General features: G+C 70.2%; 21 protein-coding genes. 12 read left to right on the forward strand and 9 right to left on the reverse strand.

Annotation, left to right across the window (positions count from 1 at the left end; genetic code table 11):
- The first annotated feature begins 22 nt into the window (after window positions 1–22).
- The 8 genes from OOK40_RS26850 to OOK40_RS26885 all read left to right on the forward strand — a co-directional run bounded on the left by OOK40_RS26850 (window position 23) and on the right by OOK40_RS26885 (window position 9,081).
- The gene (locus tag OOK40_RS26850) at window positions 23–1,246 is read left to right on the forward strand and encodes an amidohydrolase (RefSeq protein ID WP_266487657.1); all 1,224 of its coding nucleotides are present in this window, start codon (window positions 23–25) and stop codon (window positions 1,244–1,246) included.
- 355 nt (window positions 1,247–1,601) lie between these two features.
- Window positions 1,602–2,648: a BMP family protein gene (locus OOK40_RS26855; protein WP_266486858.1), complete on the forward strand. Its 1,047-nt coding sequence runs from the start codon at window positions 1,602–1,604 to the stop codon at window positions 2,646–2,648.
- Window positions 2,649–2,902: 254 nt separating this feature from the next.
- On the forward strand, window positions 2,903–4,441 hold the full coding sequence (locus tag OOK40_RS26860) for an ABC transporter ATP-binding protein (protein WP_266487658.1): 1,539 nt from the start codon (window positions 2,903–2,905) through the stop codon (window positions 4,439–4,441).
- Window positions 4,438–5,544 (forward strand): ABC transporter permease, encoded by a 1,107-nt coding sequence (locus OOK40_RS26865; RefSeq protein WP_266486859.1) that lies wholly within the window; start codon window positions 4,438–4,440, stop codon window positions 5,542–5,544. Before OOK40_RS26860 ends, OOK40_RS26865 begins: the two co-directional genes overlap by 4 nt.
- Window positions 5,541–6,812 (forward strand): ABC transporter permease, encoded by a 1,272-nt coding sequence (locus tag OOK40_RS26870; protein WP_266486861.1) that lies wholly within the window; start codon window positions 5,541–5,543, stop codon window positions 6,810–6,812. The genes OOK40_RS26865 and OOK40_RS26870 overlap by 4 nt, the downstream gene beginning before the upstream one ends.
- The gene (locus tag OOK40_RS26875) at window positions 6,809–7,210 is read left to right on the forward strand and encodes a cytidine deaminase (protein ID WP_266486862.1); all 402 of its coding nucleotides are present in this window, start codon (window positions 6,809–6,811) and stop codon (window positions 7,208–7,210) included. The genes OOK40_RS26870 and OOK40_RS26875 overlap by 4 nt, the downstream gene beginning before the upstream one ends.
- A gap of 93 nt (window positions 7,211–7,303) precedes the next feature.
- Entirely contained in the window at window positions 7,304–8,581 is a 1,278-nt protein-coding gene (locus OOK40_RS26880) for a thymidine phosphorylase (protein WP_266486863.1), read from the forward strand.
- A gap of 182 nt (window positions 8,582–8,763) precedes the next feature.
- Window positions 8,764–9,081, forward strand: a complete 318-nt coding sequence (locus OOK40_RS26885; protein ID WP_266486865.1) for an STAS domain-containing protein — start codon at window positions 8,764–8,766, stop codon at window positions 9,079–9,081.
- A gap of 7 nt (window positions 9,082–9,088) precedes the next feature.
- Here OOK40_RS26885 and OOK40_RS26890 read toward each other — a convergent pair whose 3' ends face one another.
- The 3 genes from OOK40_RS26890 to OOK40_RS26900 all read right to left on the reverse strand — a co-directional run bounded on the left by OOK40_RS26890 (window position 9,089) and on the right by OOK40_RS26900 (window position 12,269).
- Window positions 9,089–10,111 (reverse strand): sigma-70 family RNA polymerase sigma factor, encoded by a 1,023-nt coding sequence (locus tag OOK40_RS26890; protein WP_266486866.1) that lies wholly within the window; start codon window positions 10,109–10,111, stop codon window positions 9,089–9,091.
- A gap of 68 nt (window positions 10,112–10,179) precedes the next feature.
- On the reverse strand, window positions 10,180–10,809 hold the full coding sequence (locus OOK40_RS26895; RefSeq protein ID WP_266487659.1) for a L,D-transpeptidase: 630 nt from the start codon (window positions 10,807–10,809) through the stop codon (window positions 10,180–10,182).
- A gap of 191 nt (window positions 10,810–11,000) precedes the next feature.
- Window positions 11,001–12,269 carry an MFS transporter gene (locus OOK40_RS26900; protein WP_266486868.1) on the reverse strand — a complete coding sequence of 423 codons (1,269 nt, stop codon included), beginning with the start codon at window positions 12,267–12,269 and terminating at the stop codon, window positions 11,001–11,003.
- A 62-nt stretch (window positions 12,270–12,331) separates the two neighbouring features.
- Between OOK40_RS26900 and OOK40_RS26905 the strand changes: the two genes are divergently transcribed.
- Window positions 12,332–13,285, forward strand: a complete 954-nt coding sequence (locus tag OOK40_RS26905; RefSeq protein ID WP_266486870.1) for a LysR family transcriptional regulator — start codon at window positions 12,332–12,334, stop codon at window positions 13,283–13,285.
- 118 nt (window positions 13,286–13,403) lie between these two features.
- Here the strand turns inward: OOK40_RS26905 and OOK40_RS26910 are convergent, their stop codons facing one another.
- Complete coding sequence (locus OOK40_RS26910; RefSeq protein ID WP_323136131.1) at window positions 13,404–14,084, reverse strand: alpha/beta hydrolase; 681 nt, start codon at window positions 14,082–14,084, stop codon at window positions 13,404–13,406.
- 262 nt (window positions 14,085–14,346) lie between these two features.
- On the opposite strand from OOK40_RS26910, the gene OOK40_RS26915 reads away from it, so the two are divergent.
- The 3 genes from OOK40_RS26915 (at window position 14,347) to OOK40_RS26925 (ending at window position 16,861) form a co-directional block, all read left to right on the forward strand.
- Window positions 14,347–15,501, forward strand: a complete 1,155-nt coding sequence (locus OOK40_RS26915) for an adenosine deaminase (RefSeq protein ID WP_266486873.1) — start codon at window positions 14,347–14,349, stop codon at window positions 15,499–15,501.
- Between the two features lie 125 nt (window positions 15,502–15,626).
- The gene (locus OOK40_RS26920; RefSeq protein WP_266486874.1) at window positions 15,627–16,010 is read left to right on the forward strand and encodes an ATP-binding protein; all 384 of its coding nucleotides are present in this window, start codon (window positions 15,627–15,629) and stop codon (window positions 16,008–16,010) included.
- A 95-nt stretch (window positions 16,011–16,105) separates the two neighbouring features.
- On the forward strand, window positions 16,106–16,861 hold the full coding sequence (locus OOK40_RS26925) for a hypothetical protein (protein WP_266486875.1): 756 nt from the start codon (window positions 16,106–16,108) through the stop codon (window positions 16,859–16,861).
- A gap of 25 nt (window positions 16,862–16,886) precedes the next feature.
- On the opposite strand, the gene OOK40_RS26930 is transcribed toward OOK40_RS26925, so the two are convergent.
- From OOK40_RS26930 to afsQ1, 5 genes are all read right to left on the reverse strand, one after another.
- Window positions 16,887–17,087, reverse strand: a complete 201-nt coding sequence (locus tag OOK40_RS26930; RefSeq protein ID WP_266486876.1) for a PspC domain-containing protein — start codon at window positions 17,085–17,087, stop codon at window positions 16,887–16,889.
- Between the two features lie 91 nt (window positions 17,088–17,178).
- Window positions 17,179–17,751, reverse strand: a complete 573-nt coding sequence (locus OOK40_RS26935) for a VanZ family protein (protein ID WP_266486877.1) — start codon at window positions 17,749–17,751, stop codon at window positions 17,179–17,181.
- Between the two features lie 313 nt (window positions 17,752–18,064).
- Window positions 18,065–18,640, reverse strand: a complete 576-nt coding sequence (locus tag OOK40_RS26940) for a hypothetical protein (RefSeq protein WP_266487660.1) — start codon at window positions 18,638–18,640, stop codon at window positions 18,065–18,067.
- 50 nt (window positions 18,641–18,690) lie between these two features.
- Window positions 18,691–20,247: a HAMP domain-containing sensor histidine kinase gene (locus OOK40_RS26945; protein ID WP_266486878.1), complete on the reverse strand. Its 1,557-nt coding sequence runs from the start codon at window positions 20,245–20,247 to the stop codon at window positions 18,691–18,693.
- A gap of 40 nt (window positions 20,248–20,287) precedes the next feature.
- Window positions 20,288–20,965: a two-component system response regulator AfsQ1 gene (afsQ1, locus tag OOK40_RS26950; protein ID WP_266486879.1), complete on the reverse strand. Its 678-nt coding sequence runs from the start codon at window positions 20,963–20,965 to the stop codon at window positions 20,288–20,290.
- Window positions 20,966–20,992: the final 27 nt, after the last annotated feature.

Raw genomic sequence — 20,992 nt, forward strand, 5'->3', positions numbered from 1 at the left:
TCTTCAACAGGTGAACCAACTGATGTCCCGCGAGTCCGAGGCCGACCAGCCCGGGGAAGCCGCACTGCCAGGCACGCTCTCCGAGCGGCTGCGCGACGAGCTCATCGCCTTCCGCCGCGACCTGCACATGCACCCGGAGCTTGGCAACCAGGAGTTCCGCACCACGGCGGCGCTCAAGGCGCGCCTGGAGCAGGCGGGGCTGAAGCCGCGCGTGCTCTCCATCGGAACCGGGCTCATCTGTGACATCGGCAGCTGGGACGGGGTACGTCCCCTCTTCGCCATCCGTGCGGACATCGACGCGCTTCCCATCCCGGACACCAAGACAGAGGTGCCCTACCGTTCCACCGTCCCCGGCCGGGCGCACGCCTGCGGGCACGACGTGCACACCGCCACGGTCCTCGGCGCCGGGCTCGTGCTGGCCGAGCTCGACCGGCTGGGGCTGCTGCCCCAGCCCGTCCGGCTGATCTTCCAGCCCGCCGAGGAAGTCCTGCCGGGCGGCGCGCCCGACGCCATGGAGTCCGGTGTGCTGGACGGCGTCGGCAAGATCATCGCGGTTCACTGCGACCCCCGGGTCGACGCGGGCGTCATCGGGCTGCGGCCCGGACCCATCACCTCCGCCTGCGACCGTCTGGAGGTCACACTCGACGGCCCCGGCGGCCACACCGCCCGCCCGCATCTGACCACCGACCTGGTCACGGCCGCGGCCAGGATCGTCACCGACGTCCCCGCCCTGCTCGCCCGCCGCGTCGACGCCCGCTCCGGGCTCGCCCTCACCTGGGGCCGTATCGAGTCGGGCCACGCCTGCAACGTCATCCCGCAGCACGCCGAACTGTCCGGAACGGTGCGCTGCCTGGATCTGCCGGGCTGGCGCGCCGCCCCCGACCTGGTGCACGCCGCCATCGACGAGATCGCCACGCTGCACCGGGCCAAGTCGCAGATCAACTACATCCGCGGAGTCCCGCCGGTGGTCAACGACCCGGCCGTGACCGAGCTGCTGCGCGACGCACAGACCGCGCGCCGTGGATCAGGCGCGATCGAGGACACGGAACAGAGCCTGGGCGGCGAGGACTTCTCCTGGTACCTGGAGCACGTCCCGGGCGCGATGGCACGGCTGGGCGTGCGCACGCCCGGCGACACGACGCGCCGTGATCTGCACCGGGGTGACTTCGACGCCGACGAGCACGCGATCCAGGTCGGTGTCGAGCTCTTCACCGCGGCCGCGCTGCTGGACGCCGAGCGCGTCTAGGGCCTGTCGTTCGGATCTTGCCGGGTTCGCGTGCCCTGGCACGCACGCTCGCTGCGTTGTCGTCAGTCGCCGACGCTCCGCGTCGGCATCTCGTGTGCCTGCTCCTCTGGTCCGCCGCCCACACGAGTGGTTTCCTGGAAATAAGCCACCCTGCCGTGTAACAGGGCCGAGCGGCGGGCCCGGCGGGTGTACCTTGCGTTCTCGAGCCGCTACTGCGCGCAAAGCTGATGGCCTGTTCGCGACGATACGATAACGACTCATGAACAGGGCTTTAACTGACATCTACGCGCGTTACGATCGCCGCGAAACCAGCGCCGGAACTGGCGCTTTCGGTCAGGTTTTAAGGAGCCCCTCAGTGCGCCGGATCACCAGGATCGCCACCGTGGGCATCGCGTCCGCGGCTCTCGCGCTGTCCGCCACCGCATGTGGCGGCAATTCGTCTTCCGACTCCAGCTCGGACAACGGCGGCAAGGTCGCCATCGCATACGACATCGGCGGCCGCGGCGACCAGTCGTTCAACGACGCCGCCTACGCCGGCCTGGCGAAGGCCGAGAAGGACCTCAAGGTCGACGGCACCGAGGCGGAGCCCACCGAGGGTGAGGGTGACCCGGACAAGGTCTCGCGCCTCACGTCGCTGGCTCGCGCCGGCAACAACCCGGTGATCGGTGTCGGCTTCGCGTACGCCCCCGCCATCGCCCAGGTCGCGCCGAAGTTCCCGAACACCACCTTCGGCCTCATCGACGACACCTCCAAGACCGGCAAGAACATCGCCAACCTGGTCTTCAACGAGGAGCAGGGGTCCTACCTGGCCGGCGTCGCCGCCGCCAAGGTGACCAAGTCGAACATCGTCGGCTTCATCGGCGGCGTCGAGACCCCGCTGATCAAGAAGTTCGAGGCGGGCTACGTCCAGGGCGTCAAGGACACCAAGAAGAACGTCACCGTCAAGGTCCAGTACCTGACGCAGCCGCCGGACTTCGGTGGCTTCTCCAAGCCCGACCTGGGCAAGGCCGCCGCGCAGGGCCAGATCGACGCGGGCGCCGACGTGATCTACGCCGCCGCCGGTCTGGCGGGCTCGGGCTCGATCGAGGCCGCGTCGAAGGCCGGGAAGTGGGCCATCGGTGTCGACTCCGACCAGTACAACCAGAAGGGCCTCGCGGCCTACAAGGCATCCATCCTCACCTCGGTGACCAAGGATGTCTCGGGCGCGGTCTTCAACCTGATCAAGTCGGTCGAGGACGGCAAGCCGCAGACCGGTGAGATCCGCTACGGCCTCGCCAAGAACGGTGTCGGCCTGGCCGCCTCCAACCCGGCCTACACCAAGATGACCGACGTGACCGCAGCGGTGGACAAGGCCAAGGCCGCCATCACCGACGGCACGATCACGGTCAAGACCGCTCCGTAGTCGGGCGCGCCAGGACAGAAGGCATACGGGTCCGGAGACGGCGGCACACAGCCGCCCCTCCGGGCCCCGGCCCGGGTTCTGGCCATCGGTTTTTGTTATTCGGCTGTGCTACGCGCGTAGAGCTTGCTGGGACGCGATAACTTCGCCCCGCCCCCTGCCCGTATTTCCGCAGCCTGTCCCGCCTGCCCTCCAGGCTCCTTTCCCGCCAAGGAGAGTGCGTCATCAACGCGTCCAGCCCTCCTGCCGTCGTAGAACTGCGCGGCATCACCAAGCGCTTCCCCGGCGTCGTCGCCAACCACGACATCGACATCACCGTCCGCAAGGGCACTGTGCACGCCCTCGTCGGTGAGAACGGTGCCGGCAAGTCGACCCTGATGAAGATCCTCTACGGCATGCAGAAGCCGGACGAGGGCACCATCACCATCGACGGCGACCAGGTCACATTCCACAGCCCGGCCGACGCCATCGCGCGCGGCATCGGCATGGTCCACCAGCACTTCATGCTGGCCGACAACCTCACCGTCCTGGAGAACGTGGTTCTCGGCGGCGAGAAGCTCTACGGCATCGGTGCCCGTGCCCGTAAGAAGATCCAGGAGATCTCGGAGGCGTACGGCCTGAACGTGCGCCCCGACGCCCTGGTCGAGAACCTCGGTGTCGCCGACCGCCAGCGCGTGGAGATCCTCAAGGTCCTCTACCGCGGCGTCCACACCCTGATCCTCGACGAGCCCACCGCCGTGCTCGTCCCTCAGGAGGTCGACGCGCTCTTCGACAACCTGCGCGACCTCAAGGCCGAGGGCCTCACGGTCATCTTCATCTCGCACAAGCTCGGCGAGGTCCTGCGGGTCGCCGACGAGATCACGGTCATCCGCCGCGGTACGACGGTCGGCACTGCCGACCCGCACACCACCACCACGAAGCAGCTCGCCGAGCTGATGGTCGGCAGTGAGCTGCCCTCGCCGGAGACCCGTGAGTCGACGGTGACGGACGTGCCGATGCTGCAGGTCTCCGACCTGAAGCTGACTGTGACCGACCCCGACGGTGTCGTCCGCGAGGTCCTCGCGGGCATCAACTTCACCATTCACAAGGGCGAGGTGCTGGGTGTCGCCGGTGTCGAGGGCAACGGTCAGACCGAGCTCATCGAGACCCTGATCGGGATGCGCATCCCCGACGGCGGTGTCATCACGCTCGACACCGACGACATCTCGCACGCGCCGACCCGCAAGCGCCGCGAGGGCGGCATCGGCTACATCCCCGAGGACCGCCACCGGCACGGTCTGCTCCTGGAGTCCTCGCTCTGGGAGAACCGCATCCTCGGCCATGTCACCGAGGAGCCCAACAGCAAGCGGGGCCTGCTCGACCTCAAGGGGGCCCGCAAGGACACCGAGCGGATCGTGCGCGAGTACGACGTGCGCACCCCCGGCATCGAGGTCACCGCTGCCTCCCTCTCCGGCGGCAACCAGCAGAAGCTGATCGTCGGCCGCGAGATGAGCCACAACCCCAAGCTGCTGATCGCCGCGCACCCCACCCGTGGCGTGGACGTCGGCGCGCAGGCGGCGATCTGGGACCAGATCCGCGAGGCGCGCCGCGAGGGCCTCGCGGTGCTGCTGATCTCCGCCGACCTGGACGAGCTCATCGGGCTCTCCGACACCCTGCGGGTGATGTACCGGGGCCGGCTGGTCGCGGACGCCGACCCCGCCACGATCACCCCGGAGGAGCTGGGCTCGGCCATGACCGGAGCTGCCACCGGCCACCTCGAAGCACCCGAGCAGCCTGAGAACGGTGAGGGCCGATGAAGAAGTTCGACAAGGACCGGCTGCTGCTGGGCATCGCCGGCCCGGCGCTCGCGCTGGTCGTGGCCTTCGCGCTGACCTCGGTGGTGCTGCTCGTCTCGGACCGTGATCCGATCGAGCCGTACCAAATCATGTACGACACGGCCCAGTTCACCGACGTACAGGTCAACATCGTCAATACGACCGGTACGTACTACCTGGCCGCACTCGCCGTCGCCATCGGCTTCCGGATGAACCTGTTCAACATCGGTGTGGACGGCCAGTACCGCCTCGCGGTGATGCTCGCCGCCGTCGTCGGTGCCAACGTCGATCTGCCGGGCCCGATCCACATCCTGCTGATCGTGCTCGTCGCCATGGGCGTCGGAGCCATCTGGGCCGGTATCGCGGGTGTCCTGAAGACCACCCGCGGGGTCAGCGAGGTCGTCTCCACGATCATGCTGAACGCGATCGCCACCAGCCTGATCGCCTGGATGATCCTGCCCGCCAACCTCGGTGTGCAGCTGCCCGGTTCCAACGACCTGACCACGGGCGAGATTCCCGAGTCCGGCTGGTTCCCGGGCGTGGACGTCGACGGCGGAACCATCTACGGCTTCACCTTCGTCGCCTTCGCGCTGGGCATCGTCTACTGGTTCGTGCTCAACCGCACCCGCTTCGGCTTCGACCTGCGCGCCACCGGCGCCAGCGAGTCCGCCGCCCAGGCGAGCGGCGTCGACGCCAAGAAGATGATCCTCACCGCCATGCTGATCTCCGGCGCGGTCGCCGGACTTGCCGGTCTGCCGCTGCTGCTGGGCGACACCCACACCTACAGCCTGAGCTTCCCGGTCGGTGTCGGCTTCACGGGCATCACCATCGCCCTGCTCGGGCGCAACAACCCGATCGGCATCTTCTTCGCCGCACTGCTCCTCTCGTTCCTGGACAAGGCCTCGGCCGAGCTGGACCAGCACGGCTACGAGAAGGAGATCGCCACGATCATGCAGGGCCTGATCGTGATCGCGGTCGTCGTGTCCTACGAGATCGTGCGCCAGTACGGGCTTCGCCGACAGCAGCAGAAGGTCGGCGAGGAGCTTGCCGCGCAGGCCAAGAAGAGTGAGGAGGTCGCGGCATGAGCGAGTCCACGAGCAGCGTCTCGATGGTGTCCACCGCGCCCAAGAAGGGCGGCGGACGCCGCAAGCTGTCCCTGCCCGTGATCCTTCTGATCATCGCGGGCGGCCTCGCGCTGTTCTCGCTGGTCCGGGTGATCAGTGGTGCCAACGACCTCACCTCCGTCGGCCAGGTGGCCGGAGCCCTCCAACTGGCCGTGCCGATCGGCCTCGCCGGACTCGGCGGTCTGTGGGCCGAGCGCGCGGGTGTGGTCAACATCGGCCTCGAGGGCATGATGATCCTCGGCACCTGGTTCGGCGCCTGGGCGGGCTACCAGTGGGGCCCCTGGACCGGTGTCCTGCTGGGCATCGTCGGCGGCGCGCTCGGCGGTCTGCTGCACGCGGTCATGACGGTCACGTTCAACGTCAACCACATCGTCTCCGGTGTGGCCGTGAACATCCTGGCCGTCGGCGTCACCCGCTATCTGTCGAACTTCACCTTCGGCGAGGCCGAGGGCGGCTCCTCCAAGCAGTCCCCCCGCATCGACCAGATCTACGACATCACCATTCCGGGACTCTCGGACTGGCTGGCGGACCTGCAGGCCAGGCACTGGTTCTTCATCTCCGACCTGGCCGGTGCGCTCGGCGGTCTGGTGACCAACCTGTCGCTGCTGACCGTCGTGGCGCTGCTGCTGGTCCCCGGGACCTGGTGGGTGCTGTGGCGCACGGCCTTCGGCCTGCGGCTGCGGTCCTGCGGTGAGAACCCCGTCGCCGCCGAGTCCCTCGGCGTCAACGTCTACAAGTACAAGTACATCGCCGTCCTCGTCTCCGGTGGCCTGGCCGGACTCGGCGGCGCCTTCCTCGCCATCGTCTCCACCGGCATCTACCAGGAGGGCCAGACCGGCGGCCGCGGTTACATCGGTCTCGCCGCGATGATCTTCGGCAACTGGATGCCCGGTGGCACGGCGCTGGGCGCCGGACTCTTCGGCTTCACCGACAGCCTCAAGCTGCGCGGCGGCGCCGAGAACGTCCACGCCATGCTTCTGCTGCTGGCGATCCTGCTCGTGCTGGCCTTCGCCTGGCAGCTGTACAAGAGCAAGCACTGGCAGGCCGCGATCTGCCTCTTCGTCGCCGCGGGCCTGTACGCCTGGTACGCACTGACCGACGCGCTGCCCAGCCAGTTCGTGGACGCCGCGCCGTATGTCACCACGCTGCTGGTCCTGGCGCTGTCCGCGCAGCGGCTGCGAATGCCCAAGGCCGACGGCCTGCCGTACAAGAGGGGTCAGGGCAAGTGAAAGACGCCGACCGGGAGTTCGACTGGGACGCGCTGCGCGAGCTGGCGCGCGAGGCGATGTTGCATGCGTACGCCCCCTATTCGACCTTCCCGGTCGGCGTGGCCGCGCGCGTCGACGACGGCCGCACGGTGATCGGCTGCAACGTCGAGAACGCCTCGTACGGGCTCAGCCTGTGCGCGGAGTGCGGCCTGGTCTCCCAGCTCCAGGCCACCGGCGGCGGCCGGCTGACCCACTTCACCTGCGTGGACGGCCGGGGCGAGATCCTGGTGCCGTGCGGCAGGTGCCGTCAGCTGCTGTACGAATTCGGCGGCCCCGAGCTGCTGGTGGAGACCCCGGCAGGGGTACTCCCGCTCTCCGAGATGCTTCCGCAGGCCTTCGGCCCCGGGCATCTCGGCTAGTACACGACGGCCCTTCCGCTCCAGCGGAAGGGCCGTTCCCCTACGCTTTCTCTATGCGCGTAGAGCGACTCTGAGCCACTCTGGAGGAATTCCATGGACGTCATCTCCGTCATCCGCACCAAGCGGGACCGGGGCGAGCTGAGCCCCGAGCAGATCGACTGGGTCATCGACGCCTACACGCGCGGTGAGGTCGCCGACGAGCAGATGTCGGCGCTGGCGATGGCGATCCTCCTGAACGGCATGAACCGTACGGAGATCGCCCGCTGGACCGCCGCAATGATCGCCTCCGGCGAGCGCATGAACTTCGACGCGCTCTCCCGCCCCACCGCCGACAAGCACTCCACCGGCGGCGTCGGCGACAAGATCACGCTGCCGCTCGCGCCCCTCGTCGCCGCGTGCGGCGCCGCCGTACCGCAGCTGTCCGGCCGCGGCCTCGGCCACACCGGCGGCACCCTCGACAAGCTGGAGTCCATCCCCGGCTGGCGCGCACTGCTCTCCAACGAGGAGATGCTGCACGTCCTGGACACCACCGGCGCGGTGATCTGCGCGGCGGGCGACGGCCTGGCCCCCGCGGACAAGAAGCTCTACGCGCTGCGCGATGTCACCGGCACCGTCGAGGCCATCCCGCTGATCGCCTCCTCGATCATGTCCAAGAAGATCGCCGAGGGCACCGGCTCCCTGGTCCTGGACGTCAAGGTCGGCACCGGCGCCTTCATGAAGACCATCGAGGACGCCCGCGAACTGGCCTCCACCATGGTCGCGCTGGGCACCGACAGCGGAGTCAGGACCGTCGCTCTGCTCACCGACATGTCCACCCCGCTCGGCCTCACCGCGGGCAACGCCCTGGAGGTGCGCGAGTCCGTCGAGGTCCTGGCGGGCGGCGGCCCCGCCGATGTCGTCGAGCTGACGCTGGCGCTGGCCCGCGAAATGCTGGAAGCGGCCGGCATCAAGGACGCGGACCCGGCCGAGGCCCTCGCCGACGGCTCCGCGATGGACGTCTGGCGCCGCATGATCGCGGCCCAGGGCGGCGACCCCGACGCCACGCTCCCGGTCGCCCGCGAGCAGCATGTGGTGACCGCACCCGCCTCCGGTGTGCTCACCCGCCTCGACGCGTACGGCGTCGGCATCGCCGCCTGGCGCCTGGGCGCGGGCCGCGCGCGCAAGGAGGACCCGGTGCAGGCGGGCGCGGGCGTGGAGCTGCACGCCAAGCCGGGCGAGCAGGTGACGGCGGGGCAGCCGCTGATGACCCTGCACACGGACACCCCTGCGAAGTTCGACTACGCGCTGGACTCGCTGAAGTCGGCGTACGACATCGCCCCGGCGGGCACGGAGTTCACCGCGAACCCGATCGTGCTGGACCGTATCGCCTGACGCATTGTCAGTACGGGAACGAGTACGGGAACGGGACCGGCGGCGCGAGCCACCGGTCCCGTTTTCGCGCCGGAAGGCGACGAGCCGATGAGATTCGCACCGCCGGGCGGTCCACAGAGCAGGGCATATCCGCCCCTGCCAGGGACGGGAAGGTGGGTCATGGGCGCAGACCGGGTATCGCGATGAGTTCCGGCCGCAGGGACAGTCCCTTCGGTGTGGACGCCACGCAGCCCGTCGTCGTGCGCATCGCCGGGAGAGTGTCACCGGCCGATGTGCCGCGCCTGTGCGAGGAGTTGGCCGTGCGGCTCATCCACGGCGATGCCACCGAGGTGATCTGTGACGTCGGCGAACTCACCCACGCCGACCTTGCCGCCGTGAACGCTCTCGCCCGGCTGCAGCTCACCGCCCGGCGCCAGGGGTGCCGGATCCGGCTGCGCGACGCCCGGCCCGAGCTGCGGGCGCTCCTTGATCTGGTGGGCTTCGGCGAGGCCGTCGCCTGACCGCGGGCTAACCTGTCGCCCCGCCCGTCGCCCCGCCCGTGGGCGCGCCCTCCTTGTCCAGCAGAGGCGGCAGCTCGAACAGCGGGAACCAGCGCTTGGTGTCCAGGAAGAAGTCCATCCCGCCGATCATGCCGTTCCTGATCTCCAGGACGATGAGCGCCCACGGCTCGTACCCCTCGCCGCTCTGGCTCGGGTGGTAGTGCGCGAAAGCCGGGGAGCCGTTGGCCACGGTCGGGACCAGCTTCGAGCCCCGGCAGACCTCGCCGACACCGAGCATCCAGCCCACGATGTCGTCGTGACCGCGCAGCCACAGGTCGTAGGGCGGCATGGACATGGTCGCGTCTTCGTGGAGCAGCGCCGTCAGCGCCTTCATGTCGTACCCCTCGAAGGCCGCGACATAGCGGTCGAGGAGCTTCTGCTGCTCCTCGTCGAGCGGGTCGGCAGCGTCCGTCGTGGCGGGCTCCGACTCGGCGAGCGTGGCCCGCGCCCGCTGCAGTGCGCTGTTGACGGAGGCGACCGAGGTGGACAGCAGCTCCGCCACCTCGCTCGCCTTCCAGGCCAGCACCTCGCGCAGGATCAGCACCGCCCGCTGCTTGGGCGGCAGATGCTGCAACGCCGCGACGAACGCCAGCCGGATCGTCTCCCGCTCCACCGCCGTCTCGGCCGGGTCGGCGACCGACGGCAGCACCCGCCCGTCGGGCACCGGCTCCAGCCAGGTGATCTCCGGGCGGGAGGTGAGCTGTGCCTGGGCCACCGGGGTGGGGGCCGTGAGATCCATCGGGCGGGCCCGGCGGTTGCCGGCGTTGAGCATGTCCAGACAGACGTTCGTCGCGATGCGGTAGAGCCAGGAGCGCAGGGACGAGCGCCCCTCGAACTTCTCGAAATTGCGCCAGGCCCGGACCATCGTGTCCTGGACGGCGTCCTCCGCCTCGAAGGCGGAGCCCAGCATGCGATAGCAGTAGCCCGTCAGCTCGCGCCGGTACTGCTCAAGCCGGGAATCGAGATCCTTCGTCGTTGCCAGATCACTCATCGGGTCCACCCCTGTCGCCCATCGGCACCAGCCCTTCGGAACCTACAGGAGGGGACTGACAGTGGGGGTCAGGTTCCGGGCTTGCGCCCGTAGACGTAGACGTCGTCGCCGTTTCTCAGCAGGTTCCAGTATGCCTTCGCGTCCGCGGGCCGCATGTTCACACAACCGCCCGAGCCCGGCGGGTTGTACATGGACTTCGTGGTGGAGTGGAATGCCTGTCCGCGGTCGAAGAACTGCGAATACGGCATCCGTACGTTGTAGAGCGTCGACCAGTGGTTGATGCTCCGCCAGTAGATCTTCTTGGCGCCGGTCCGCGTCTCGGTGCCGTCCTTGCCCGTACGCACCGGCACCGGGCCGTACTTCAGCTTGGCGCCGTCCTGGATCCAGGTCAGCTGGCGCGTGAGGTCCACGCACGCGATACGGCCCTTGTTGACGGGGCACTTGCCCGCCTTGTTGGGCGTCTTTCCGGCCGCCCGCTGCTGGAGGATCGTGTTCATGGTGCGCCAGGTGATCACGCCCGCGTAGCCGATGGCCGGCTTGATGCCGTGCCAGCCCTGGAAGGTCTGGATCGCCTTGCAGTCGGCCGCGGACTGCTTTCCGTCCACCGGGCGGCCCAGGAACTTCTCCACCTGCCTCTGGTACGGGCCCGTGGACGTCGTGCACGAGGCCGCGTGCGCGGGCGCGCTGCCGAGTGCCATCGTCAGCGGGACCACGAGCCCGGTCAGTCCGAGCGCTATCCCCGCGCGTCTCCCGTTAGTGTTCGTCACAGCCACCAACTCCCCTTCGCCGTCTGTCGGTTTGACACGCGTCGGGGAGTTGGAGTTGTACGGATTCTCTATGGAATCTCAGTGCATGTCGGCGCCGGGGGCGTGCCGGGGGAGCACCGGGCTCAGCGGCGGGACGTGGCGAGGACCAGCCGGTGCTCGGCGCGGGCCACCCGGGTCCCGTACAGCGTGATCGACACGACGCCGAGCACCGCGAGCAGACCGAGCAGGACCGTGCCCGCCCAGCCGCCGGAGTGGAAGGCGATCGCGCCGAGCGTGCCGCCCGCGCTGCTGCCCAGGTAGTACGCGGACTGGTAGAGCGCGGAGGCCTGGGCACGGCCCGTCTTCGCCGTACGGCTCACCTCGGACGAGGCGACCGCGTGGCCCGCGAAGAAGCCCGCGGTGATCAGGACCAGGCCCAGCAGTACGGCGGGCAGCGAGTCCGCCAGCGACAGCAGCAGGCCCGCGGCGGTGGTGGTGACCGCGAGATACAGCGCGCCGCGGCGGCCCATGCGGCCGACCAGCGTGCCCGCGGCGGCGGACGACACCGTACCGACGAGGTAGACCAGGAAGATCGAGCCGATGACGCCCTGCGGGAGACCGAACGGCGCCTCGACCAGCCGGTAGCCGATCACCGTGTAGACCGCGCCGAAGACGGTCATGAACAGCGCGCCGATCGCGTACAGCCGCAGCAGCAGCGGGTCGGCGAGATGGCCGCGGACGGTCTTCGCGAGCGCCTTCGGGTTGAGCGAACCGGGCGTGAAATGACGGGCCTTGGGGAGCAGCGCGCGGAAGACCAGCGCGCACACCACCGCCATCAGGCCGACCGCGGCGAGCGCCGCGCGCCAGCCCCAGACCTGAGCCACCCAGCCGGTGACGATCCGGCCGCTCATGCCGCCGATGCTGTTGCCCGCGACGAACAGGCCGATCGCGGCGACCAGTGCCTTGGGGCGTACCTCCTCCGCCAGATACGCCATCGCCGAGGCCGGCAGACCCGCGAGCGCCGCGCCCTGCACGGCGCGCAGCGCCACCAGCCACTCCAGGCTCGGCGCGAACGGCACGAGCAGCCCGACCACGACGGCGACCGCGAGCGAGGCGGTCATCACGCAGCGCCGCCCGAAGCGCTCGGAGAGTGCGCTCATCGGCAGTACGCACAGGGCCAGCGCGCCCGTCGCGGCGGAGACCGTCCAGCTGGCTGCGCTCGCGCTCACGCCGAAGGAGGCGGAGACGGCGGGCAGCAGCGCCTGCGTGGAGTAGAGGAGGGCGAACGTGGCCACTCCGGCGGCGAAGAGCGCGAAGCTCATGCGGCGGTAGCCGGGGGAGGAGGGCGTCAGGCGGTCGTCGGTGCGGGCGTCCACGGTGATGGTGGACGCCTTGGTACTTGCGGGAGACATGCATCGAACGTAAGCCGCGATATTTCATGCGTCCAATGCACGGAATGGCGATAATCGTTCCCATGGCGCATCAACCCAGCTCACAGGCGCGGCTGTCACCGAGTAGTTACGAAGAAGACATCGCGTTGCTGCTCGCTCCCCGGCTGGCGTACTTCGCCGGGGTGGCCCGGCACGAGCATGTGACGCGTGCCGCGCAGGAGATGGGGGTGCCGCAGTCGACGCTCTCGCGGGCGATCGTGCGCCTCGAACAGGACCTGGGGGTCGTGCTGTTCGCCCGCAAGGGCCGCACCGTCTCGCTGACGCCGGCGGGCCGGACCTTCCTCACGTCCGTGGAGCGCGCGCTCGCGGAGGTGGAACGGGCGGCGGAGTCGGTCCAGGCGGACGCGGATCCGGCGTCCGGGAAGGTGGCCTTCGGCTTCCTCCACACGATGGGTTCCGAGACCGTGCCCGGCCTGATCCGGGCCTTCAGGGCCGACCACCCGCGTATCCGCTTCACCCTCGTCCAGAACTACGGCGAGGCGATGATCGAGCGCCTGCGGGCCGGGGAGCTCGACCTGTGCCTGACCTCACCGGTCCCGGACGCACCGGACCTGGTGTCCCGCCGCCTCGACGAGCAGCGCCTGCGGCTGGTGGTCCCGGACGACCACCGCCTGGCCGCCCGCAAGCGGATCCGCCTGGCCGAAGCGGCCGACGAAACCTTCGTCACCCTGGAGCCGGGCTACGGCCTGCGGCGCATCACCGACGACCTGTGCGCGGAGGCGGGCTTCACCCCGCGCGTCGCCTTCGAGGGCGAAGAGGCCGAAACCCTGCGCGGCCTGGTCGCGGCGGGCCTGGGCGTGGCCCTGCTCCCACCTCCGGCGGTGGCCCGCCCGGGAGTGGTCGAACTGACGGTGACGTCCCCGCGGGCGGCCCGTGAAATCGGCGTGGCCTGGCTGGACGGCCACGTGGACACGGCACCGGTGGCGGCGTTCAAGAGGTTCCTGCTGTCCCGCCGGGGCCATCTGCTGCCGGACTGACGTCCGGGTGGTTGTTTCCCCCCACCCACCCTCCCCTTGGAATACGGCGGTACGGGGGCACCCCCGGCCCGAAACGCCCCGGGCGCGAGCCCGCCCGCGCGGGCGGCAGGAGTCCGGATCAGCTGCGCAGTGAGCGGCCGAAGCCTGCCGCCAGCGGCATGCGGAGGCCCAGGGGCGGCGGGGCCGCGAGGGCGTCGGCCACTGGGCGGGCGAAGGTGCGGGTGAACAGGGCGCCGAGGACGAAATCCGCCGCCAGCGCCAGGACTTCCTCATGGTGCTGGCGCAGCGCATGGCCGTCCGAGTGGACCTCGAAGCGGCACGTGTCGCGGTTCGTCTTCTTCGCGCGTTCCGCCAGGCGGTAGGAGAGCTCCGGGTCCGTACGCGCGTCGTTCGTGCCGTGCACGATCATCACCTGGCGGCCCACCAGCTGTTTCACCGGCTCCGGCGTGGCCGCCACATCGTCCTCCGGCAGCCACGGTGCCATTGCCAGCACCGAGTTGACCGCCGGGTGGTCCGCCGCCCGGAGGGCCGCCCGGCCGCCCATGCCGTGGCCCGCGAGGCAGACGGGGACGTCGCCGTAGCGCCGTACCACCTCGTCCACCGCCCATGTCGCGTCCGCCGCCAGGCGCGCCTCCGGGCCGTTCCAGCCGCGGCAGCGGTAGTGGACCGCGTGCACCGCCAGGCCGTCCGTGCGGCCCGCGCGGGCCAGCGTGCGGCCCAGCGGCAGCGCCGCCGCGTACGACAGCGGTGAGGGCCGGCGTACCGACTCCGGTTCGCCGTCGGGGAGGAGCAGCACCACCCCGCCCACCGCCGAGTCCGTGCCGAACGCGCGCCCGCCCGCCGGCCTGCCCAGCCGCGCACTCGGCGGCGTCCGGCTCACTCGCGCTCCCCTTGCCACCGTCGCTGCCGCCGCGCCTTCCGGACGCCCCCACCACAGGGGCAGTGCGTGGTCTGCCATGGCAGAACAGTCTCAGAAGGACAGGTGTACTCCACCCGTACGCACGGTCACTGTTACGTATCGACGCGGCGCTCTCTACGCGCGTAGGGGCTAGAGTGCGCAGATGACGAGCCAGACCCTCAACACGCCCAACGCGGACCAGATCCGCCGCGCTCCGAAGGTGCTCCTCCACGATCACCTCGACGGCGGGCTTCGTCCGGGCACGATCATCGAACTCGCCCGCGAGACGGGCTATGAAGCGCTTCCCGAGACCGAGCCCGACAAGCTCGGCATCTGGTTCCACGAGGCCGCCGACTCCGGCTCCCTGGAGCGCTATCTGGAGACGTTCGCGCACACCTGCGCCGTCATGCAGACCCGTGACGCCCTGTTCCGCGTCGCCGCCGAATGCGCGGAGGATCTCGCTGAGGACGGCGTCGTCTATGCCGAGGTGCGCTACGCCCCCGAGCAGCACCTGGAAGCCGGGCTCGCCCTCGAAGAGGTCGTCGAGGCCGTCAACGAGGGCTTCCGCGAGGGGGAGCGGCGCGCCCGCGCGAGCGGTCACCGTATCCGCGTCGGCGCCCTGCTGACCGCGATGCGGCACGCCGCCCGCGCCCTGGAGATCGCCGAACTCGCCAACAGTTACCGTGACATGGGCGTCGTCGGCTTCGACATCGCGGGCGCCGAGGCGGGTTTCCCGCCCACCCGTCACCTCGACGCCTTCGAGTACCTGAAGCGGGAGAACAACCACTTCACGATCCATGCCGGCGAGGCCTTCGGACTGCCGTCCATCTGGCAGGCGCTCCAGTGGTGCGGCGCCGACCGGCTCGGGCACGGTGTGCGGATCATCGACGACATCGAGGTGTCCGACGACGGCGCCGTGAAGCTGGGCCGGCTCGCCGCATACGTACGGGACAAGCGCATCCCGCTGGAGCTCTGCCCGACCTCCAATCTGCAGACCGGCGCGGCCACTTCATATGCCGAGCACCCCATCGGACTGCTGCGCAAACTCCACTTCAGGGCCACGGTCAATACCGACAACCGGCTGATGAGCGGCACCAGCATGAGCCGGGAATTCGAGCTGCTGACCGACACTTTCGGATACTCGCTCGACGACATGCAGTGGTTCACCGTCAATGCGATGAAGTCGGCGTTCATTCCTTTCGATGAACGACTGGCGATGATCAACGACGTCATCAAGCCGGGTTACGCCGAGTTGAAATCCGAATGGCTGTTCCGGCAAACCGCCACGACCAGCGACTCTTTCCCCGTCGAGGACTGAGCGCGAGTACTCCGAAGCGGCCGGGACCGTCAACACCCGGCCGCTTCGTGGTGTTTGCGGGCGCAGAGTACGGCTGGCTAGCTTGCAGAGCCGCTCGATATCCCCGTCCCAAGGACTCATCCCTGATGAAGCAGTCTGCTGCCAAGACTCTCGGTGTCGCCGCTCTCGGCGCCGCCTTCGCCGCTGCCGCCGCCGGCACCGCAACCGCCGCGCCCGCGCTCCCCGACTCCGCCCTCCCGCTGGACACCGTCACCAGCGTCGCGCCCGTCCAGGAGGCTCTGACGCAGCTTCCGGCCGGTGCTCCGGAGTCGCTGGCGGGCGGCGCGAGCACGCTGCCGGGCACCGTCCAGGGGGCGGCCACCAAGGTGCTGCCCAACGCCGACGCGGCCGACCCGGTCGGCGGCCTGCTCGGCGGCCTGCCGGTCGGCACGGCCACCGGCGGTCTGCCCACCGGCGCTCTGCCGACCAGCGGCCTGCCGACCGGCGCTCTGCCCGGTCTCGGCGGCTGACGCGCTCCGCAGACTCCGTACGGCTCCGTACACGGAAGTGGGGCGCACACCCGAACCGGGTGTGCGCCCCACTTCCGTGTGCCAGGATCGCCGCCATGCGCGTGAAGACCGCAGGACTGACCGCACTTGTCACCGTCCCCGCGCTCCTGCTGGCCACGGCCTGTACGAGTGACGACGGCAAGCAGCCCGCCAAGGACACGAGCAGCCCTGCCGGTACGCAGAAGGGCCGCAGCCCCGATACCGCCAAGGGCGGTGCCGACACGTCCGAGCCGCTCAGCGGGCCCCAGTTGGAGCGGGCCGCGCTGGCCACCGGCGATCTGGCCGGCTTCCAGGTGTCCCCGGGGAAGAGCGCGCTCGCGCCCTCCGGACAGCCCGCCGCCGACAAGCACACGTGCCAGCCGCTCGCCGACGCCATGGGCGACAGGCCGAGCCCGCAGGCGCGGGACACCGTCAACCGGGGGCTCGGCTCCCTGAAGAGCCTCGGCCTCGCGGTGTCCGCCTCGCTCAGTTCGTACAGCGAGGCGGCGGCAGGAGAACTGATGCGGTCGCTCACGTCGGCGGTCGCGGGCTGCGGCGAGGGTTTCAGCGCGACCCTCGACGGCCGCAGTGGCGACTACCGCGAGGTGAAGACCGCGGCCTTCACCGTCAGTGGCGCCGACGAGACCGTCAGCTGGACCACTGTGGGGTCGGGCGACGGCGCCCGGGTCCCGATCCATCTGGTCGTTGTGCGCAAGGGCGCGACCGTGGCGCGTTTCATGGCGCTCGACCTGGCGCGGCGTACTGAGCCGCGGGTCCCTCAGGAGGTCGCCGACAAGCAGCTGGCGAAGGTCGCCCAGGTGCTCGCCGGCTGAGACGGCCGGTCCGGCCGGATGCGTACTACCAGGCCGTACTGGCGGTCTTCTCCGAGGGCAGCAGCGCCCAGAGCGCCAGGTAGATCAGAAACTGCGGTCCGGGCAGCAGACACGAGACAACAAAGATCACACGCATCGTCGTCGCAGAGGTGCCGAAGCGCCGTGCCAGCGCTGCGCACACTCCGCCGATCATGCGTCCGTCTCGGGGGCGGACAAGTGCGGCCATGGTGGGCTCCTTCGAGAACCTTCCGGGGAGCATCTCTGTCGTGCTCCCGATGCATCCATGGTGGCTCCGCGAGGGGGGTCAAAGCGTCGCTCTACGGGGCGATCCCGACCCTGGGAATCGTCGGGGTCGCCCCCTGAGACGCGTCATCCCGCAGCATGGCCCCGCGCTGCCGCCGGGAGGACCCCGCCGCGGACGTCCGCCCGTGCCTGCGGCGCAGCCGGGCCCGGCCCGCGGGCACGACGGCCAGATGGGCCAGGGCCACCCCGGCCGTGTTCAGCAGCAGCGAGTCCACGTCGAGCACCCGACCGGGGACCCCGGTCTGCAGCAGCTCGATGCCGAGCGACAGCAGGGCCCCGGCCGCGACCGTACGGGTCAGCGAGGCCAGCGGGGAGACGGCGAGCTTGCCGCCCGCCATGGGCAGCAGCACGCCGAGGGGCGCGAGCAGCAGCAGACCTTCGCCGATCCTGCGCGCGGCCTCCACCGGGCCCAGCGCGAGATCCGCCTTTATACCGGCGAGCGGCTCGAGATTCGCGGCCGTCACCCACACCACATCGAGGGGGCGCAGCATCAGCCAGGAAACGAGCAGCAGATGCGCGAGGAGGAGGATGACCCCCGCCGCGCGGAAGTGGATGGCGGCACTGCCTGCCGAACCTTGACGCTGCACGCCCCCCAAGACGCACGCTTCCCGCGAATCGGTTCCGCCCGCCTCGAAGAGGAAGCTCCGCGGGACGCCGGGGGGACGCCCGGGAGGACCAGGTCCTGTCCGGTCGATCTTGCCGGGCTCGCGTGCCCTGGCACGGCACCTCTCCCCCGTAGCCCTTCGGGCACGGGAGGTACCCCCACCGTTGTCGTAGTCGCCGACGCTCCGCGTGGGCTCTCCCCCTGCCTTCGGCGGGGGGACCCCCATCCTCCGGCCTGCGAAGCACCACGCCAGACCCCGCTCCCTGATCCGGCCTGATCGACCGGACAGGACCTGGCTACGACGCCGAGGGCAGCGCGCCGAGCGTCGGTACGGCCTCCTCCGGCCGCTCCTTGGTTCCGGCCGAGCACTGGTACCCGCGGGGCGCGTAATCCCCGGGCCCGCCCAGCAGCACCGAACCGTCCGTCGCCGCCGCCCGGCTCTCCGCGAAGGTGCACACGATCTGAGCGAGCGCCGCCGTCGGCAGATCCTCCGGCTGGCGGCTCAGCCGCAGCGTCCCCGCCGGATCTCCCTTGCGCGCGCCGCTCAGAGTGAGGGGTCCTCGTACGTACGTGGCGAAGCCCGCCTCGTGCTCCGGCGCCGAAGGCTCCTTCTCGAGCTCGTCGAGGAGCGCCTGGGCGGCCCGAAGACGGCTGTCGCCCGCCTTCGCGTCGGACATCGGAGCCGTACGGTCCACGGACGCCAACTGGGAGGCGCAGACCAGGTAGACGCGGACAGGGACGCCCTGCGGCTGCGCCTGGGGCGTGATGTTCTCCCCGGTCACCTCGCAGGGCACCCGCGAGGGCGCGGGACCGGCGTCGACGGGCACCTGGGTGGGCCGGATCCCGCAGCCGCCGAGGACGGCCACGCCCATGAGTACGGCGAGTGCCGCTGCCGTGCGCCGGGTACGGCCCTTCACGGGTGTCACTGCGCGCCTTCCTCTCCCCGGTCGTCCGCGGGGTCCAGGTCCGCGTCCGTGTCGCCGTGCTCGTCGCCGTCGGTCAGCGACGAGGCGTCGCGCGGCAGCCGCAGCACGAACACCGCGCCGTCGCCGTCCGCCGAATTGGCCGCGGTGATGTCGCCGCCGTGGATGTGGGCGTTCTCCATCGCGATCGACAGGCCGAGCCCACTGCCCTCGGAGCGCGGCCGCGAAGCGCTCGCCTTGTAGAAGCGGTCGAAGACATGCGGCAGTACGTCCTCGGGAATGCCCGGCCCGTGGTCCCGTACCTCGATCAGCAACTCGTGGTCGACCGGCCGCACCGACACCCGTACCGGCGAACCGCCGTGCTTGAGTGCGTTGCCGATCAGATTCGCCAGGATCACATCGAGCCTGCGCGGATCGAGCCGCGCCATGATCCCGCGCTCGGCGTCCAGGTCAACCGCGTCCAGCCAGGCGCGCGCGTCGATGCAGGCGGTCACCTGGTCGGCGACGTCGACCGTGTCCAGGACGAGCCTGGCCGTGCCCGCGTCGAAGCGGGTGACCTCCATCAGGTTCTCGACGAGGTCACCGAGCCGCCGGGTCTCGCTGACCACCAGGTTCACGGCGGGCGCGATCATCGGGTCGAGGCTGTCGGCCTCGTCCTCCAGCACCTCGGTGACGGCCGTGAGCGCGGTCAGCGGGGTGCGCAGTTCGTGCGACATGTCGGCGACGAAGCGGCGGCTGGACTCCTCCCGCGCGCTCATGTCCGCGACCTTCTTCTCCAGCGACTCGGCCGTCTTGTTGAACGTCCTTGCCAGCTCGGCGAGTTCGTCGGTGCCCGAGACCCGCAGCCGGGTGTCGAGCTTGCCCTCGCCGAGCCTGCGGGCCGCCTCGCCCAGCCGGTGCACCGGCTTGAGGACGGTGGTCGCGGCTGCCTGCGCCAGCAGCGCCGAGCCGACCAGGGCCAGCGCGGTGGCGATCCCCAGCGACCAGGCGAGGGAGTTGAGGTCCTGGCGCTCCTGGTCCAGCGACTTGAACACGTAGCCGGTCGGGCCGCCGCCGATGATCCGCGTGCCGCCGACCAGATAGGGCTTGCCGCGGCGCTGGGTGCGCTGCCAGTAGAGGTGGTACGGGACGGAGTTGCCCGCGCCGACGCCCTGCCGCTCGTTGACGGCCTCCTGCAGCTTGGCCGGGACGTCGTCGAGCGTGAAGTTGTCCGGGTTGGAGGCGCCGACGATCGGCTTGCCCTTGTCGCGCTCGCCGATGAGCAGCACGTTGTAGCCGGAGTTGCCTCCGGCCATCTGCTCGGCGGTCTTCTGCAGTTCGCTCTGGGTGGGCCGCAGCGGCAGCGCGGCGGCCCGGTTCTGCATCCCCTGGCGGAAGTCGCCGAGCGCCGAGTCCTGCGTACGGGTCAGCACGGCTTCCCGGTTGAGCCAGTACGCGATGCCCGAGGCGGACACGGCGGCGGTCAGCGCGACCAGGGCGAAGACGACGACGAGACGGAGCCGAAGGCTCGTCCAGCGAAGTCCGGCGAGTATCGCGCGCTTTGCGGCACCGCTCACCGAGTGCTTCCGTTCACGGGGGTCATGACGTGCGCGTCTCTCACTGGGGAACGTCCAGCCGGTAACCCACACCGCGCACCGTACGGATCAGGGTCGGCGAGGACGGTACGTCCTCCACCTTCGCCCGCAGCCGCTGCACACACGCGTCCACCAGTCGTGAGTCGCCGAGGTAGTCGTGCTCCCACACCAGCCGCAGCAGCTGCTGCCGCGACAGCGCCTGCCCGGGCCTGCGGCTCAGTTCGAGGAGCAGCCGCAGCTCGGTCGGCGTGAGCTGCAGATCCTCGCCGTTCTTGGTGACCGTCATCGCGGATCGGTCGATCACCAGCGAGCCGAAGCTCGCCGAATCGGTGGACTCCCGCTCACCGCGCCGCAGTACGGCACGGATCCGGGCGTCCAGCACACGGCCCTGCACGGGCTTGACGACATAGTCGTCCGCGCCCGACTCAAGACCCACGACCACATCGATGTCGTCGCTGCGTGCGGTCAGCAGAATGATCGGCAGCTGGTCGGTGCGCCGGATGCGCCGGCACACCTCGAAACCGTCGATCCCGGGCAGCATCACATCCAGCACGATCAGGTCCGGCCGCTGCTCGCGCAGCAGTTTCAGGCCGTCCTCGCCCGTCGCCGCGGTGGCCACTCGGTGGCCCTGGCGTGACAGCGAGAGTTCGAGGGCCGTGCGGATGGCGTCGTCGTCCTCGATCAGCAACAGGAAAGGCACGGAGGTCATTCTGTCCCATGGGGGAGC

Origin of the sequence: Streptomyces sp. NBC_01481 (genome assembly GCF_026339995.1) — a bacterium.
Classification (GTDB): Bacteria; Actinomycetota; Actinomycetes; order Streptomycetales; family Streptomycetaceae; genus Streptomyces.